Here is a 16,416-nt window from a genome sequence, read left to right on the forward strand (position 1 = left end):
ATCATGCGTGCGATGGCGTGTGTCAGGACACCGAACTGCCCGGCCGAACCGATTATAACTGCCGTGCCTGATCGCAATCCGGCAAAATACAGGTTTTGGCGCGCCGTTTCGGGCACATGGCAGGGCATACGAACTGCCTGGTTGCCTGCCCCTGGCGGGGCGCCCGCTCCCTTCACTTCCAGGAAGCTGCATGCAAATCGACCCCTCCATCTTCAAGGCTTACGACATCCGCGGCATCGTCGGCAAGACCCTGACTCGTGACGTCGCCCGCGCCATTGGCCTGTCCTTCGGTTCCGCTGCCGCCGAGGCCGGCGAGACGGCGGTCGTGGTCGGCCGCGACGGGCGCCTGTCCGGACCGGATCTGCTGTCGGCGCTGGTCGAGGGCCTGCGCGCCGCCGGCATGGACGTGATCGACCTCGGCATGGTCGCCACGCCGATGGTGTACTTCGGTACCAATATCGAGCTCGCCGGCCGCCGCGCGACCTCGGGCATCATGGTCACCGGCAGCCATAACCCGCCCGATTACAACGGCTTCAAGATGGTGCTGGCCGGCAAGGCGATCTACGGCGAGCAGATCCAGGGCCTGCGCCAGCGCATCGTCGACGAGCGCTTTGCCAGCGGTGCGGGCGCCTACCAGCAGGTCGACATCCGCGAGCAGTATCTGGACCGCATCGCCAGCGACGTGAAGCTGGCGCGGCCGATGAAGATCGCGCTCGATGCGGGCAATGGCGTGGCCGGCGCCTTCGTCGGCGATCTGTTCCGCGCGCTGGGCTGCGAAGTGACCGAGCTGTTCTGCGACGTCGATGGCAACTTCCCCAACCACCATCCGGACCCGGCGCATCTGGAGAACCTGCAGGACCTGATGCGCTGCCTGCGCGAGACCGACAACGAGCTGGGCCTGGCCTTCGACGGCGACGGCGACCGGCTCGGCGTGGTCACCAAGGACGGCCAGGTCATCTTCCCCGATCGCCAGCTGATGCTGTTTGCCGAGGAGATCCTGTCGCGCAATCCCGGCCAGCAGATCATCTACGACGTCAAGTGCACCGGCAAGCTGGCCCCGTGGATCCGCGAGCATGGCGGCGAGCCGCTGATGTGGAAGACCGGCCATTCGCTGGTCAAGGCCAAGCTGAAGGAAACCGGCGCGCCGATCGCCGGCGAGATGAGCGGCCACGTCTTCTTCAAGGACCGCTGGTATGGCTTCGACGACGGCCTCTACACCGGCGCGCGCCTGCTCGAAATCCTGTCGCGGCATGACGATCCGAGCGCGGTGCTCAACGCGCTGCCCAATTCGCTGTGCACGCCCGAGCTGCAGCTGAAGTGCGCCGAGGGCGAGCCCTTCACGCTGCTCGACAAGATCCGCGCCAACGCGAAGTTCGAAGGCGCGCGCGAGGTCATCACGATCGACGGCGTGCGGGTGGAATATCCCGACGGCTTCGGGCTGGCCCGTCCGTCGAACACCACGCCCGTGGTGGTGATGCGCTTCGAGGCCGATAACGACGCCGCGCTGGCCCGCATCCAGGCGGAGTTCAAGCGCGTGATCCTGGCCGAGAAGCCGGATGCCCAGCTGCCGTTCTGAGCGGATGCCGGTCGAACCGGCAGTTCCGTTGCAGGACAGCGCCGCCGCCGAGGCGATCGAGGTTGCCGGCATGCCGCGCCCGCTGGGCGTGCGCATGCCGGAGCGGCCGCGCATCCTGGTGGTCAAGGTGTCCTCGCTCGGCGACGTGGTGCACAACATGCCGCTGATCCACGATCTGCGCGCGCGCTGGCCCGGTTGCGAGATCGACTGGGTGGTCGAGGAGGGCTATGTCGAACTGGTGCGGCTGCTGCCGCAGGTGCGGCGCGTGATTCCGTTCGCGTTGCGGCGCTGGCGCAAGGGCCTGTTTTCCGGCGACGTCTGGGGCGAGCTCGGCAGCTTTCGGCGCGCGTTGCGCGAGGATGCCTATGACGCGGTGATCGAAACGCAGGGCCTGCTGAAGACCGCGGTGGTGTCGCGCATCGCGCGCCGCTATGCGGGCGCGCCGGTGATCGGGCTGGCCAATGCGACGCAGGGCTCGGGCTACGAGCCGGCCGCGCGGCTGTTCTACACCGATCCGGTTCAGGTCCCGCTGCAGACCCATTCGGTGCGCCGTTCGCGCCTGCTCGGTGCCGCGCTGACCGGCGTGGCCCCTGCGGAGCCGCCGCGTTTCTTCGGCGACGAGGCACGCCTGCTGCATGCCAACGATCCGCTGTGGTCGGATCTGCCGACGCGCTACGCGGTGTGCTTCCATGCGACCGCGGGCGCGAAGAAGCGTTGGCCGCTGGAGCACTGGCATGAGCTCGGCCGGCGGCTGTTCGCCGAGGGGCTGGCGGTGATGCTGCCCTGGGGCAACGAGGCCGAGCGGCAAGCCGCCGAACGCATCGCCGCCGGTGTGCCCGGCTCGCGCGTGCTGCCGCGCTTCACGGTGATGCAGGGCTTTGGCCTGATCAACCGCGCCGAACTGGTGGTCGGCGTCGACACGGGGCTGGTGCATATCGCCGCGGCGCTGTGCCGGCCGACCGTGGAAATCTATACCGCGACCTGGCGCTGGAAGACCGAGGGCTATTGGTCGCCACGCATCGCCAATGTCGGCGACGACGGCGAGGCGCCGACGGTCGAGGAGGTCCATGCCGCGGCGCGCCGCGTGCGCGGGCTTGGACGGGAAGGCTGATGCTGCTGCGTGTTCTGTACAACCTGGCCTGGGGTTTGATCCTGCCGGCCGCGCTGGCACGGCTGGCGTGGCGCGCGCGCAAGGAGCCCGGCTATCTGCAGCACGTCGGCGAACGGCTCGGGCGCTACGATGGGCTGCCGACGCAAGGCCCGTGGATCTGGGTCCATGCGGTTTCGGTCGGCGAAACGCGCGCCGCGCAGCCGCTGATCGCGCGGTTGCTGGCCGCCTATCCCGCCCATCGCATCGTGCTGACCCATATGACGCCGACCGGCCGGCAGACCGGCGCCGAGTTGTTCGGCAAGGAGCCGCGGCTGGTGCAGTGCTACCTGCCGTACGACGTGCCGGCGCTGGTGCGGCGTTTCCTGGCGCATTTCCGGCCGGAGGCCGGCATGCTGATGGAGACCGAGGTCTGGCCGAACCTGGTGCGCGGCGCGCGCCTGGCCGGCGTGCCGCTGTATCTGGTCAATGCCCGGCTGTCGCCGCGCAGCTTCCGCCGTACCGCCCGCTTCGGGCGCGCCGCGGCGGCGATTTATGCGGACTTCACCGAGGTGCTGGCGCAGACTCAGGGCGATGCCGAGCGCTTCCGGGCGCTGGGCGTGGCGGCGGTGCGCGTGACCGGCAATCTGAAGTTCGACATGCAGCCATCGGCCGAGCAGATCGAGCGCGGACAACGGCTGCGCCGGGCCTTCGGCACGCGGCCGGTATTGGCCGCGGCGAGCACGCGCGAGGGCGAGGAAGCGATGCTGCTGGACGCGCTGTCGCGCTGGCACAAGCTGTGCGGAGAGGTATGGGGCCAGGGAGCGGACACGGCGCGTCCGCCGGCGCTGCTGCTGGTGCCGCGCCATCCCCAGCGCTTCGATGCGGTGGCGGCGATGGTGACGCAGACCGGGTTCACGTTGCAGCGCCGCAGCGCGCTCAGTGAAGATCAGCTCGATCAGCCGATCGAGGCCGATGTGCTGCTGGGCGATTCGATGGGCGAAATGGCCATGTATTTTGCGGCGTCGGATGTCGCCTTTATCGGCGGCAGCCTGCTGCCGCTGGGCGGGCAGAACCTGATCGAAGCCTGCGCGGTCGGCACGCCGGTGCTGATCGGTCCGCATACCTTCAACTTTGCCCAGGCCACCGACGATGCCATCGCCGCCGGCGCCTGCCTGCGCGTCGACAGTGCCGAACAGCTGATGCATACCGCCGCGGTGCTGCTGTCCGATCGCGAGCGGCTGGCGCGCATGCAGACGCAGGCGCGCGCCTTTGCCGGCGAGCATCGCGGCGCGACCTCGCGCACGGTCGAGGCGCTGGTGCCCGCGCTGCCGGCGCCGGCCAGGACCGGCGATGCCCGCGATGCCGGCGAGGCGGCCGACGGGTCCGCGCCGGCCGCGAGCGAGGGCACTCGCTGATCCCGGCCACGTCAAAACGATTGCGTACACTTGCCGGGCGTGTCCGGCATTCTCTTTGCTTCGGGATGCATCATCGTCATCGATGCATTCCGCCAACCCGAGGAGCGAACCGATGTCCCTGTCCTTCCGCATGGGTACCGCCGCCGCGGCCGCAGCGCTGCTGGGCGCGGCGATGACCGGCTGCGCCACCGCGCCGGCCCCCGACTCGCCGTCGGCGACACCGACCCTGAGCGAGACCCGACCCGGCGGGCCCAGCCGCTGGGAGCTGGTGCGCTGGCAGATGCCCGACGGCTCGCTGAAACAGATCCCGCACGGCGATAACGGCGAGCCGGTGCTGTTCGAGTTCAACGCCGGCATCGATGCGGCGCAAGGCACGGTGACCGGCAGCACCGGTTGCAACCGCATGACCGGCAGCTACGGCAAGACCGACAGCGGCATGCGCTTCGATCGCGTCGCCACCACCCGCCGCGCCTGCCCGGCGCCGCTGATGGAGGTGGAAAACGGCCTGCTCAAGGCGATGCAATCGCCGTTCACGACGGTCGGCACGCAGCCGTCGGGGGGCTCCACCGGTCGTCAGATCATCTGGAAGACCGCCGATGGCGATCTGCTGCATTTCGTCGAGCGCGAGGGCGTGGGCCGCCGCGGCGATCGGCTCGACGACCAGCAGGCCAAGGCCGCGCCGGGCGTCGAGAAGATCGTCTATATCGACTCGCAGCGGGTCGAATGTACCGGCGTCGGCAAGCAGACCTGCTATCGCTTCCGCGAGGATCCGAATGGCGCCTGGCAGTTGTGGTACGGGCCGATCGAAGGGCTCGACTTCGAGCCGGGCATCGCTTACACGGTGCGCGTGCGCGAGTACCGCGTGCCCAATCCCCCGGCCGACGCATCGGCGATCCGCTGGGAGCTGCTGGAGGTGCAGCGGCGTACGCGGGCCAATTGAAGGGAAGCTGGTTTTTTACCGTGGGTGGTAGTGAACACCCCCTCTCCCCAGCCCTCTCCCCCTGAGGGGGAGAGGGAGAACCCAACCGGCATCACGCTAGCCGCTGCTGATTTCTCGCCGACTGGTTTTAACCGCGCTTTGCCGTCCGCGCCGGTTTTGCCCCCGGCGCCGCGGCCTTTGGCGGCTCGGGCAGCTTGTACATCGAGCCGGGCGGCAAGGTCAGCAGCGTGTTGATCTGCACGAGATCGTCTTCGCTGAGCGAGCCGGTGGCGGCCTTCAGGCGCAGGCCGTTCATGATGGTGTCGTAGCGGGCGCGGGCGAGATCGCGGCGGGTCGAGAACAGTTGGGCCTCGGCGTTCAGCACGTCGATGTTGATGCGCACGCCCACCTCGTAGCCGAGCCGGTTCGATTCCACCGCGGTCTGCGCCGAGCGTTCGGCCGCTTCGAGCGCGCGCACCTGCGCGAGTCCGTTGGACACGCCGGAGAAGGTCTGCCGCGCGTTCTGCGCGGCGGTGCGGCGGGCGAATTCGAGGTCGCTGGCGGCGCGGTCGGCCAGCGCCAAGGTTTCGCGCGCGCGGGACTGGATCTGTCCGCCGGCGTAGATCGGAATGGTCAGCTGCACGCCGATCTGCGCGCTGTTGTAACGGCTCGCGACATTGACCTGCTGCTGTATCAGGCCCGACGAATCCTGATAGCCGTACGAGGCCACCAGATCGACGGAGGGCAGATGGCCGGCGCGCGCCTTGTTGTATTCGCGCTGCGCCGTCTCAAGGTTGTAGCGGGCCAGGCTGACCTGCGGATTCGTCTGTTCGGCCTGCTGCGCCCACAGATTGACGTCGGCCGGCTGCGGGCCGGGGATATCGGCTGCCGGGCGCAGCCCCATCAGTTCGTCGACCGGCCTGCCGGTGATCTGCTGCAGCGTCGCGCGCCGGACCTCGAGCTCGTTCTGCGCGGCGATCTCGGTCGAGACGGCAAGGTCGTAGCGGGCCTGCGCGTCGTTGGTATCGGTGATGGTGGCGGTGCCGACCTCGAAATTGCGCTTGGCCTGCTCCAGCTGCTCGGCGATGGCGCGCTTTTGCGCGCCGGCCAGATACAGGTTGTCTTGCGCGGCCAGCACGTCGAAATAGGCCTGCGCGGTGCGCGTGATCAGGTCAAGCTGCGCCTGGCTGAAGGTCACTTCGCCCGCCAGCGCGGCCAGTTCGCCTTGCTTGTAGGTTTCCCAGCGGTCCCAGCGGAACAGCGGCTGGGTCAGCTGCAGCGCCCAGTTCTTGTTGTTCAGGAAGCGGTTGGCGTCGATCGGCGCGCTCTGGTCGATCTTGGTGCGCGTGACGCCGGCCACGCCATTGATCTGCGGCAGCAGGCCGGCACGGCCCTGCGGCAGCCGTTCCTGCGAGGCGGCAAGCTGGGCGCGCGCGCTGGCGAACTGGGCGTCGTTGGACTGCGCTTCGCGATAGACCTGCAGCAGGTCGGCCGCGCCGGCCGGCAAGGGCAGCAGGGCGGCCAGGCAGAGCGCCAGCGCCAAGCCGGAGACGGACCGCGATGGAAGCGGTAGACCGCTATCTCGCAGATCCTTCGGCACACCATTCGACGCAACAGCATGCGCGGCACTCCGCGCGGGACACAGCGCAAACCTCATGACGTCTCCAGCTTGTCGGACGCGGCGCGGCCGACGGTTAGCGTCCGCTCAATACTTCGGCATCGCGGGATCGACCTGCTCGGCCCAGGCATGCACGCCGCCGCTCAGGTTGTAGACCTTGCCGAAGCCATGCTGCCGCTCCAGGAAGTTGGCCACCTGCATGCTGCGGCCGCCGTGATGGCAGACGCAGACGACTTCGGCGTCCGGGTCCAGCTCGGCCGCACGCGCGACGATCTGGCCCATCGGGATATGCGTGATGCCGGGCAGCGCGCAGGTCTGGACTTCCCAGTCCTCGCGCACGTCGAGCAGCACCGGCTTGGCGCGGTTGGCGTCGCCCAGCCATTGGGACAACTCGGTGGCGGTAATCTGCTGCATGGTGGTTTCCGGGCTCAGAACTGGAAGCGCGACGGCGCCTTGACGCCCGTCAGCGGGACGACCGCGGTCTCGAACAGATTGACGGTCTGGTATTCGGTCTCGGATACGCGCGTGATCAGCTGCGCTTCCATCACCGGCAGCGTGCCGACGAAGGCGCAGATGCGGCCGCCGACCTTGATCTGCGACAGGATCGCTTCGGGCACCACCGGCAGCGAGCCGGAGATGCAGATCACGTCGTACGGGGCGCCGGCGGGCCAGCCTTCGGCGGCGTTGCCCTCGGCGACCTCGACATTGACGATGCCGGCCTTGGAGAGGTTCTCGCGGGCCAGCGCAGCCAGCTCAGGGCGGATGTCGACGGTCAGCACGTGGCGGGCGCGATGGCCCAGCAGCGCGGCCATGTAGCCCGAACCGGCGCCGATCTCCAGCACGTTCTCGTGCTTGCGCACGCCCAGCTCCTGCAGCACGCGGGCTTCGACGCGCGGGGCCAGCATGTTCTGGCCGCCCGGCAGCGGGATTTCCGTGTCGACGAAGGCCAGCGCCTGGTAAGCCGTGGGCACGAACTGCTCGCGCTTGACCACGGCCAGCAGGTCGAGGATTTCCTGATCCAGCACGTCCCAGGGCCGGATCTGCTGTTCGATCATGTTGAATCGGGCTTTTTCGAGGTCCATCTTGCCTTCCTTGCTATGCCAACCGCTATGTGTTTCGTGTTCCGGCCGCGCGGTGCCTGGGGCCGGGGAATTCCGTCAAACCCGACATTTTAACTCCCCGGCGTGACGCCGGGGCATCCGACCGGAGCGGGGGGGCGGTACGCACGACGCTGGTGCATCGGGCCGTCATTCCGCGCTCGCAGGCCGGCCCGAAGCCGGCAGCGCGGGGCCCGCAGCGGAATCGCGGCCGGGTTCGTCAACCGTTTCGCCCCCGGCCTGCGCCCCCTCCGGGGCGGCCTTGCCACGCCAGCGCCGGGCCAGCCAGCCTCCGAAATCGTCCAGGTAGGTGTAGATCACCGGCACTACCACCAGCGTCAGGATCGACGAGGTGATGATGCCGCCGATCACCGTCTGCCCCATCGGCGCGCGCTGCTCGGCGCCTTCGCCGAGACTGAAGGCCAGCGGCACCATGCCGAAGATCATCGCCAGCGTGGTCATCAGGATCGGGCGCAGCCGCACGCGGGCGGCCTCGACCAGCGCGGCCTCGCGCGACAACGGGGCCTTGCCATGCTCGCCGCGCCGGGCCTGGTTGGCGAAGTCCACCAGCAGGATCGCGTTCTTGGTCACCAGGCCCATCAGCATGATGAAGCCGATGATCGAGAACATGTTCAGCGTCGAGCCGAACAGCAGCAGCGCCGCAAACACGCCGATCAGCGTCAGCGGCAGCGACGTCATGATGGCGATCGGCTGGAAGAAGCTGGCGAACTGCGAGGCCAGGATCATGTAGATGAAGATCACCGCCAGCGCGAGCGCCGACACCGCGTAGCCGAACGATTCGTTCATCGACTTGGTCGAGCCGCCGAAGCGGTACTTGTAGCCGACCGGCCAGGTCATGCCGTCGAGCGCATGCTGGATGTCGCGCGCGACCTCGCCCTGCGACCGTCCGGCCGTATTGGCGGTCAGCTCGACCTCGCGATTGAGGTCGCGGCGGCTGATCTGGTTGGCGCCGGTGGTCGGCACCAGCTCGGCGATCTGGCGCAGCGGCACCATCTTCGGCGAGCCGTCCGGGTTGGTCTGCGTGCTGGCGATCATCAGCGCGGACAGGTCGGCCATGCCGGTGCGCGCGTCCTTCGGCAGCCGCACGCGCACGTCGTAGTTCTCGTCGTCCGGCGCGCGCCAGCTGCTGATCGCATCGCCGGCCAACAGCGGCCGCAAGGCGTTGCCGATCTGCGTGATGCCGATGCCCAGATCCGAGGCGAGCTCGCGACGGATGCGCACCTCCACGGTGGGGCGATCGTCCTTCATGCTCGAATCGAGATCGACCAGCCCCGGGATCGCCCGCATCCGGCGCGACGCCTCCTCGGACAGCCGCTTCAGTTCGCCCAGGTCGTCGCCCTGCAGCGAGACCTGGATCGCCTTCTGCCCGCCGGCGCCGTCCGGCATGCCGACCATCGTCAGCGTGATGCCGGCAATGCGGTTCATCCGCTCGCGGATCAGCGGATTGAGTTGCGCGGTGGTGCGCTCGCGCTGCTTGCGGTCGACCAGCCGCACCGACACCAGCGCGTTGTTGCGGCCCGAGGTATTGCCCGCATTGATGGTGGCGTAGGTGTAGGCCACCTCGGGGAATTCGCGCAGCGCGGCCTCGACCTGCCGCACCTTGGCCTCGGTAACCTCGAGCGCGGTGCCCACGGGCGTGGTAAAGCCGATCTGCGTCTCGCCGAGGTCGGCGTTCGGCACGAACTCGGTGCCGATCAGCGGCACCAGCGCGAAGCTGCCGAAGAACGTCACCACGGCGATCAGCGCGGTCGCGAGCCGGTGCCTCAGCGCCCAGCCCAGCATCGCGCCATAGCCGTGGCCGAGCGCGTCCATGCGCGCCGAGAACCAGTCCAGCAGCCGGCCGATGCTGCGCCCGTACCAGCTGCGCTTGTTGCCGGTGCCGTGCAGGTCCGGATCGTGCCAGACCGACGACAGCATCGGGTCCAGCGTGAACGAGACGAACATCGAGATCATCACCGCCGCGACCACGGTGATGCCGAACTGATGGAAGAAGCGGCCGATGATGCCGCCCATGAAGCCGACCGGCAGGAACACCGCGACGATCGAGAAGGTCGTCGCCAGCACCGCCAGGCCGATTTCTTCCGTGCCATCCAGCGCTGCCGCACGATGGTTCTTGCCCATCAGGTTGTGCCGCACGATGTTCTCGCGCACCACGATGGCGTCGTCGATCAGCAGGCCGACGCACAGCGACAGCGCCATCAGGGTGATCACGTTCAGCGTGAAGCCGAACAGGTACATCACGCCGAAGGTGCCGATCAGCGCGATCGGCAGCGTCAGGCCGGTGATCACCGTGCTGCGCCACGAGCCGAGGAACAGGAAGACGATCGCCACCGTCAGGAACGCGCCTTCGAGCAGCGTCGAGCGGACCTCGTCGACGCTGCGCCGGATGCCGCGCGCGCTGTCGTTGATCACGGTCAGCTGCACGCCGGCGGGCACCAGCTTGCGCACCTCGTCGGTCATGCGGATCAGGCCGTCGACCGTATCGACGGTGTTCTGCCCCTGCGCCTTGACCACCGACAGGAACAGCGCGCGCTTGCCGCCCAGCAGCGCCAGGCTCTCCTGTTCCTGCTCGCCGTCGCGGACCTCGGCCACCTGCTCGAGCGTGACCGGCTGGTTGCCGCGGCGCGCGACGATGATCTGCTTGAACGCGGCGGGATCGACCACGCGGCCCTTGATCTGCACCACGGTCTCGGTCGCTGACGAACGCAGCTCGCCCGCCGGCAGCTCCTGGTTCTCGTTGCGGATCGCGTTCATCACCTGATCGACGCCGATGCCCAGCGCTTCGAGCTGGGCAGGGCGGATGCGGATCTCGATCTCGCGCTTGGTGCCGCCGACGATGCTGATCGCGCCGACGCCGCGCACCGTCTCCAGCCGCTTGCGCACGATCTGGTCGGCGATGGTGGTCAGCTCGCGCTGGCTGCGGGCGGAGCCGGGCGCGTTCGAGACCGACAGATGGAAGATCGGCGCGTCCGACGGGTCGTAGCGCAGCACGCGCGGCTCTTCCACTTCGTCGCGGAACTGCGGCCGGATCAGCGCGATCTTGTCGCGCACGTCCTGCGCGGCCTGCGCCACGTCGACCGACAGGTCGAACTTGATCACCACGACCGAGGTGCCCTGGTACGAGTGCGAGAAGATCTCGTCGATGCCCGAGATCGTGTTGACGATCTCCTCGACCTTGCGGGTGACGTCGGACTCGACCGATTCGGGCGGCGCGCCCGGGTATTCGGTCTGCACCACGACGATCGGGAAGGTGATGTCCGGAAACTGGTCGACCGGCAGCCGCTGATACGAGAACAGCCCGATCACGATGAAGGCCATCATCATCATGGTGGCCATCACCGGGTTGCGGATCGACAGACGCGTGAACCACATATCGGGCGCTCCGCTCGTTCAGGCCTTGATCAGGCGAACCTGACTGCCGACCCGCAAGGTGCCGAGATTGCTGCGCACGACCTGCGCGCCGCTGGCCAGGCCGCCGGCGATCTCGACCAGCCCGGTGCTGTCGTCGCGAATGCCCAGCTGCACCGGCCGCTCGGCGAGCACGCCGTTCTCGACCACATAGACGAAGGCGCGCTCGCCCTCGGTACGCACTGCAGTGATGGGCACCGACACCACGCCGGTGCGCTGCCCGAGCACCAGGCCGCCCTGCGCGAACATGCCGGCGCGCAGCCGGTGCTCGGGGTTGTCGACGCGGACATAGACCATGATGCTGCGCGTGCCCTGCATGACGGCCGGGTTGATCCGCACCAGCTTGCCCTCGAAGCGGCCCGCGCCCTCGACGTCGAGCTGCACCGGCTGGCCGATCGCCACGCGCCCGACATCGGCCATCGGCACCGGCGCCTCCAGTTCGAGCACGCGCAGGTCGACCACTTCCAGCAGCGCGGTATCGGGCGAGACCTTCTCGCCGGGCTGCACCGAGCGCACCGCGACCATGCCGTCCAGCGGCGCCTTGACCACGGTATCGGCCAGCGCCTTCTGCGCGACCGCCAACCCGCCCTCGGCGGCATCGAGATTGGCCTTGGCCACGTCGAGCTCGGACTGGAACTTGTCGAAGGCGGTCTTCGAGATGAAGCCGCGCGCGACCAGGTCGCGATTGCGCTCATAGGTCTGGCGCGCGTTCTCGTACTGGCCGCGCTGGGCCAGCATCTGTCCGCGCGCCTGCGTGACCTTGGCCTGGTATTCGGTCGGATCGATCCGCACGATGACCTGGCCGGCGCGTACCGGCTCGCCCTCGCGCACCAGCACGTCGCGCACCTCGCCCGAGACCTTGGCCTTGACGGCAGCCTGGTTCAGCGCGCGCAGGCTGCCCGACAGCGGCAGGGTGACGCGCAGATCGTGGGTGCCGGCGGCGACCACGTCGGTCTGCAGCAGCTCGACCACATTGACCGCCGGAGCACTGGCTACCGCGGCCGGCGGCTGCTTGCTGCCGCTGGCCTTGCGCACCATGGCGCCGGCGCCGACCAGCACGGCCAGGCCCAACACCGCGAGCAGCAGCTTGTTACGCGAGATCTTCATCGTCAGGGGGCACGGCCGGTGCGGCGGCGCTTCGGTTTCGGTTCGTTCGGTTCGTTCGGTTCGTTCGGCTCGGCGGAGACGGCCGGGGCCGGGCGGCCGTTTGCGCGCGTGGAGGCATCGGCCGGCGCGTCGCCTTGCGATCGGGCCTGGGCCTGCTCCTGCTGCATCTCGTCGCGGATCTGCTCCCAGACATAGGGGCCGGCCTGCGGCGGCAGCGGCGTATCGCGCGCGGCGCCCGCGGTCAGGCCAAACAGCAGCACCTGCAGCAGGTTGTCGAGAAACGCCTCCGGATCGATGTCCCTGTCGGAGCCGATGCTGAACGCGCGCTGCCACAGCATCAGAAACACCAGCGGCGCACAGATCAGCGTGGTGGTCGGATTGGCGGGCAGCGCGCGGAACTCCCCGCGGGCGACGCCGCGGGCCAGCACGCGCGCGAACAGCTCGTCGCCGGGCACCATCACTTCCTCGTGGTAGAAGCGGGCGATATCGGGGAAGTTGGCCGATTCGGCCATGATCAGCTTGGTCAGGCCCGCCACCGGCGTCGCCCCGATCAGGCCCCACCAGCCGCGCAGCAGTTCGCGCAGCAGCTCCGGGGTCGAGCCCTCGTAGGTGTCGACCAGATCGGTGCCGCGCACCAGCGCCGGCACCAGGTTCTCCCGCACCACGGTCTTGAACAGTTCCTGCTTGTTGGCGAAGTACAGATAGACCGTGCCCTTCGACACCCCGGCCGCCGCGGCGACGTCCTCGAGCCGCGTGGCCGCGTAGCCGCGCTCGACAAACAGTTCGAGCGCGGCCGCCACCAGTTCCTGCGGACGGGCGGATTTGCGGCGCGACCAGCGTCGCGCTTCGGGCGCGCCGTGGGTGTCGCTGGCGCTCGGGCTTTCTGCCGCGTCGGACGGCGTCGCGGCATCGAGGCGGTGGGCTTGGGGTGGGTTCACTGCAGGCGGGGCGCCGCGCCGAGGCGGGCGGCGAAGTTAATAACCGATGGGTCAGTAATGTAGTGTGCGGTCCCGGAGCGGTCAAGCGCGGCGCCGGCCAGCGACCGGGGTTGAGTGGGGATAAGCGGGGATGTGGGCCGGAACACAGGCCCTGCCGATGCGCTGGTGCACAATGGCGGCTTTGGCGCCGGTCGGCGGGGTGAACGCAACCTCGGCCGGATCCCCCGCCAAGGCGTTCTGAACCATTGCGATGTCCTGTCAGTCTGACGTTTCCTGCCGTGCCGGTTGCGGCGCTTGCTGTATCGCGCCGTCGATCGCCTCGCCGCTGCCGGGCATGCCCCACGGCAAGCCGGCCGGCGTGCCATGCGCGCAATTGCTGCCCGATATGCGCTGCGCGGTGTTCGGCCGCCCCGAGCGGCCCGCCTTCTGCGGCGGCCTGCGGCCCTCTAGCGAGATGTGCGGCGAATCGCGCGAGGCGGCGCTGCACTGGCTGACGCAACTTGAGGTCGCGACCGCGCCGGCATCGGCCCGCGGCGCCTGACCCAACCTGGAGACCTGTGGATGGCCACGATTTCTCGCCGGCGCTGGCTGGCGGCCTGCGGCACGACCGCGCTGACCCTGACGGCCTGGCTGGCCGGCTGCGGCTGGGTCGGCAATGACTACACCTTCTCGCAGAGCCAGCTGCAGGCGGCGCTCGAGCGCAAATTCCCGTTCAGCCAGCGCTACATGCAGCTGTTCGACATCCAGCTGGCCAACCCGCGGCTGCTGCTCGATCCGCAGCGCAATCGCGTCAGCATCACGTTCGACGCCACGCTGGACAACCGGCTGTTCTTCCGCGAGGCAATGAAGGGCCGCTTCGCCCTCGACAGCGCGCTGCGCTACGACCCGGCGACCCAGTCCGTGGTGCTGCAGGACCCCGAGGTCAAGCAGTTCGACGTGGCCGGCCTGCCGCAGCAGTACTCGCGCCAGCTGAACGCGCTGGGCGGCATTCTGGCCGAGCAGCTGCTGCAGGACTATCCGCTTTATACGTTCAAGCCCGACGAGCTCAAGTTCGGCGGCTCGCGTGTCGAGCCCGGTACAATCACCGTGCTGCCGGACGGCATCAACGTCAAGATCAACCGGCAGTAGCGGCACCAACAAGCAACAACAAGCAACGACAACATTCAACGCGAGGCCGGCGTTCGCACGGTCTTCGCAGGGCGGCATGGCCGTGCCGCCACGGGTCGTCCCCTGGTATTACCGCGTGCTCGTGTGGCTGCGCCAATGCGCCGGCCGGCGAGCGCCTTGTCCCTGAATCGCTCCAATTGCCCGTTATCGCATGGATATCGCCATTGCCCTCAAAGCCCTGATCCTCGGCATCGTCGAAGGTCTGACCGAGTTTCTCCCGATCTCCAGCACCGGGCATCTGATCCTGGCTGGCGAGCTGCTGAACTTCAACGACGAGAAGGGCAAGATCTTCGAGATCGTGATCCAGTTCGGCGCGATCCTGGCGGTGTGCTGGGAATTCCGCCGGCGCATCGTCGACGTGGTCGGCGGGCTTGCCACCGAGCCGCGTGCGCAGCGTTTCGCGATGAACGTGATCATCGCCACGGTGCCGGCCATCGTGCTGGCCTTTCTGCTCGGCCCATGGATCAAGGCCTATCTGTTCAACCCGATCACGGTGGCCACCGCGTTTATCGTCGGCGGGCTGGTGATCCTGCTGGCCGAATGGCGCGAGAGCAAGCGTGGGCAGGTGTCGCATCCGCAGGGCAACGCCTTGCTGGAGGCGGCCAAGGCCGGCGCGCCGCGTATCGAATCGGTCGACGACATGGGCTGGCGCGATGCGCTGAAGGTCGGCATCGCGCAGTGTTTCGCGCTGGTGCCGGGCACTTCGCGCTCGGGCGCCACCATCATCGGCGGCATGCTGTTCGGCCTGTCGCGTCAGGTGGCGACCGAATTCTCGTTCTTCCTGGCGATCCCGGTGATCTTCGGCGCCAGCGTCTACGAGCTATACAAGGCGCGCAACCTGCTGTCGGCCGACGACATCGGCGTGTTCGCGATCGGCTTCGTGTTCGCCTTCCTGTCGGCCTTCCTGTGCGTGCGCTGGCTGCTGCGATTCGTCGCGACGCACGACTTCAAGCCGTTCGCCTGGTATCGGATCGTGTTCGGCGTGCTGGTGCTGGCGACCGCGCAGCTCGGGATCGTGGCCTGGCACGGTTGAGGGCCCTGGATTTGCCACTGGTTTTCTCCCCTCTCCCGCTTGCGGGAGAGGGGCGGGGGAGAGGGCAAGCGGCGGCCGTTATGCGGATGCCGGTTGAAACCACCTCCCTCTCCCCAACCCTCTTCCCCATGAGGGGGAGAGGGAGAACACATCAGGTTCGCCGAGAACACCTTCGGGTTACCGAAGGCTCAGCTTCCGCTTATCCCTGCTTGCGGAACACCACATCCCACACGCCGTGCCCCAGCCGTAGTCCGCGGCGCTCGAACTTGGTCACCGGCCGGTAATCCGGCCGCTCGGCAAAGCCGCCGGGTGCGTCGGAGGTATTGGCCAGCGTCGGCTCGCCCGACAGCACCTCGACCATCTGGTGCGCGTATTCCTCCCAGTCGGTCGCGCAGTGCAGATAGCCGCCGGTCTTCAGACGGCTCGCCAACAGCTTGACCAGCGGCGGCTGCACCAGCCGGCGCTTGTTGTGGCGCTTCTTGTGCCACGGATCGGGGAAGAAGATATGGACGCCGTCCAGGCTGCCTTCGGTCAGCATGTGGGCGACCACTTCCACCGCGTCGTGCTGCAGGATCCGGATATTGTCGATGCCGCGCTCGCCGATCAGCTTGAGCAGCGCCCCCACCCCGGGCTCGTGCACCTCGCAGCCCAGGAAGTTGTCCTGCGGCCGCAGCTGCGCGATATGCGCCGTCGTCTCCCCCATGCCGAAGCCGATCTCCAGGATCGATGGCGCCTCGCGCCCGAACGCCGCCTGCCAGTCCAGCGGCTGGCCGGTGTAGGGCAGCACGAAGCGCGGCCCCAGCTCTTCGATGGCGCGCTGCTGGCCGGTCGAGGTCCGTCCCGCACGGCGCACGAAGGAGCGGATGCGGCGAGGATGGGCGACGTTGCCGGCGGGGTCTTCGGCGTGGCTGCTCGGGTCGCCGGCAATGCCGGACATCTCGTCGTCGGGCAGGGTAGGGTTGGATTCGTCGGGAAGCATGGCAACAAAAAGGCCGCCGGGCGATTCACCGAACAAGTCGGAAGCGGC

At 68.5% G+C, this 16,416-nt stretch carries 14 protein-coding genes; 7 read left to right on the forward strand and 7 right to left on the reverse strand.

The annotated features are described in order from the left end of the window. Positions 1-190: 190 nt before the first annotated feature. The 4 genes from J5T34_RS02545 to J5T34_RS02560 all read left to right on the forward strand — a co-directional run bounded on the left by J5T34_RS02545 (position 191) and on the right by J5T34_RS02560 (position 5,021). Positions 191-1,576, forward strand: coding sequence for a phosphomannomutase/phosphoglucomutase (locus tag J5T34_RS02545; RefSeq protein WP_208578383.1), 1,386 nt, complete (start codon positions 191-193; stop codon positions 1,574-1,576). After that, the gene (waaC, locus tag J5T34_RS02550; protein WP_208578384.1) at positions 1,557-2,687 is read left to right on the forward strand and encodes a lipopolysaccharide heptosyltransferase I; all 1,131 of its coding nucleotides are present in this window, start codon (positions 1,557-1,559) and stop codon (positions 2,685-2,687) included. The genes J5T34_RS02545 and waaC overlap by 20 nt, the downstream gene beginning before the upstream one ends. A 2-nt stretch (positions 2,688-2,689) precedes the next feature. Then, on the forward strand, positions 2,690-4,081 hold the full coding sequence (gene waaA, locus J5T34_RS02555; RefSeq protein WP_208578539.1) for a lipid IV(A) 3-deoxy-D-manno-octulosonic acid transferase: 1,392 nt from the start codon (positions 2,690-2,692) through the stop codon (positions 4,079-4,081). A gap of 112 nt (positions 4,082-4,193) precedes the next feature. Beyond that, entirely contained in the window at positions 4,194-5,021 is an 828-nt protein-coding gene (locus tag J5T34_RS02560; RefSeq protein WP_244258663.1) for an META and DUF4377 domain-containing protein, read from the forward strand. A gap of 127 nt (positions 5,022-5,148) precedes the next feature. On the opposite strand, the gene J5T34_RS02565 is transcribed toward J5T34_RS02560, so the two are convergent. The 6 genes from J5T34_RS02565 to J5T34_RS02590 form a co-directional block, all read right to left on the reverse strand. Next, on the reverse strand, positions 5,149-6,543 hold the full coding sequence (locus tag J5T34_RS02565; RefSeq protein ID WP_208578385.1) for a TolC family outer membrane protein: 1,395 nt from the start codon (positions 6,541-6,543) through the stop codon (positions 5,149-5,151). A gap of 162 nt (positions 6,544-6,705) precedes the next feature. Beyond that, a complete protein-coding gene (locus J5T34_RS02570; RefSeq protein ID WP_006579501.1) occupies positions 6,706-7,032 on the reverse strand; it encodes a rhodanese-like domain-containing protein in 327 nt (108 codons plus the stop codon). A 14-nt stretch (positions 7,033-7,046) separates the two neighbouring features. Further along, the gene (locus J5T34_RS02575) at positions 7,047-7,700 is read right to left on the reverse strand and encodes a protein-L-isoaspartate O-methyltransferase family protein (RefSeq protein ID WP_208578387.1); all 654 of its coding nucleotides are present in this window, start codon (positions 7,698-7,700) and stop codon (positions 7,047-7,049) included. Between the two features lie 165 nt (positions 7,701-7,865). After that, complete coding sequence (locus J5T34_RS02580) at positions 7,866-11,108, reverse strand: efflux RND transporter permease subunit (RefSeq protein ID WP_208578390.1); 3,243 nt, start codon at positions 11,106-11,108, stop codon at positions 7,866-7,868. A gap of 18 nt (positions 11,109-11,126) precedes the next feature. Beyond that, entirely contained in the window at positions 11,127-12,251 is a 1,125-nt protein-coding gene (locus tag J5T34_RS02585; RefSeq protein ID WP_208578391.1) for an efflux RND transporter periplasmic adaptor subunit, read from the reverse strand. Between the two features lie 2 nt (positions 12,252-12,253). After that, entirely contained in the window at positions 12,254-13,189 is a 936-nt protein-coding gene (locus J5T34_RS02590; protein WP_208578392.1) for a TetR/AcrR family transcriptional regulator, read from the reverse strand. A gap of 250 nt (positions 13,190-13,439) precedes the next feature. Here J5T34_RS02590 and J5T34_RS02595 point away from each other — a divergent pair, with 250 nt between their 5' ends. The 3 genes from J5T34_RS02595 to J5T34_RS02605 all read left to right on the forward strand — a co-directional run bounded on the left by J5T34_RS02595 (position 13,440) and on the right by J5T34_RS02605 (position 15,389). Further along, complete coding sequence (locus J5T34_RS02595; protein WP_208578393.1) at positions 13,440-13,730, forward strand: YkgJ family cysteine cluster protein; 291 nt, start codon at positions 13,440-13,442, stop codon at positions 13,728-13,730. Positions 13,731-13,750: 20 nt separating this feature from the next. Next, positions 13,751-14,317 (forward strand): DUF1439 domain-containing protein, encoded by a 567-nt coding sequence (locus J5T34_RS02600; protein WP_208578394.1) that lies wholly within the window; start codon positions 13,751-13,753, stop codon positions 14,315-14,317. A gap of 190 nt (positions 14,318-14,507) precedes the next feature. Continuing rightward, positions 14,508-15,389, forward strand: a complete 882-nt coding sequence (locus J5T34_RS02605) for an undecaprenyl-diphosphate phosphatase (RefSeq protein ID WP_208578395.1) — start codon at positions 14,508-14,510, stop codon at positions 15,387-15,389. A 199-nt stretch (positions 15,390-15,588) separates the two neighbouring features. Here the strand turns inward: J5T34_RS02605 and trmB are convergent, their stop codons facing one another. Further along, on the reverse strand, positions 15,589-16,368 hold the full coding sequence (gene trmB / locus J5T34_RS02610; protein ID WP_208578396.1) for a tRNA (guanosine(46)-N7)-methyltransferase TrmB: 780 nt from the start codon (positions 16,366-16,368) through the stop codon (positions 15,589-15,591). Positions 16,369-16,416 lie beyond the last annotated feature (48 nt).

Source organism: Cupriavidus gilardii, assembly GCF_017598945.1.
Lineage (GTDB): Bacteria > Pseudomonadota > Gammaproteobacteria > Burkholderiales > Burkholderiaceae > Cupriavidus > Cupriavidus gilardii_E.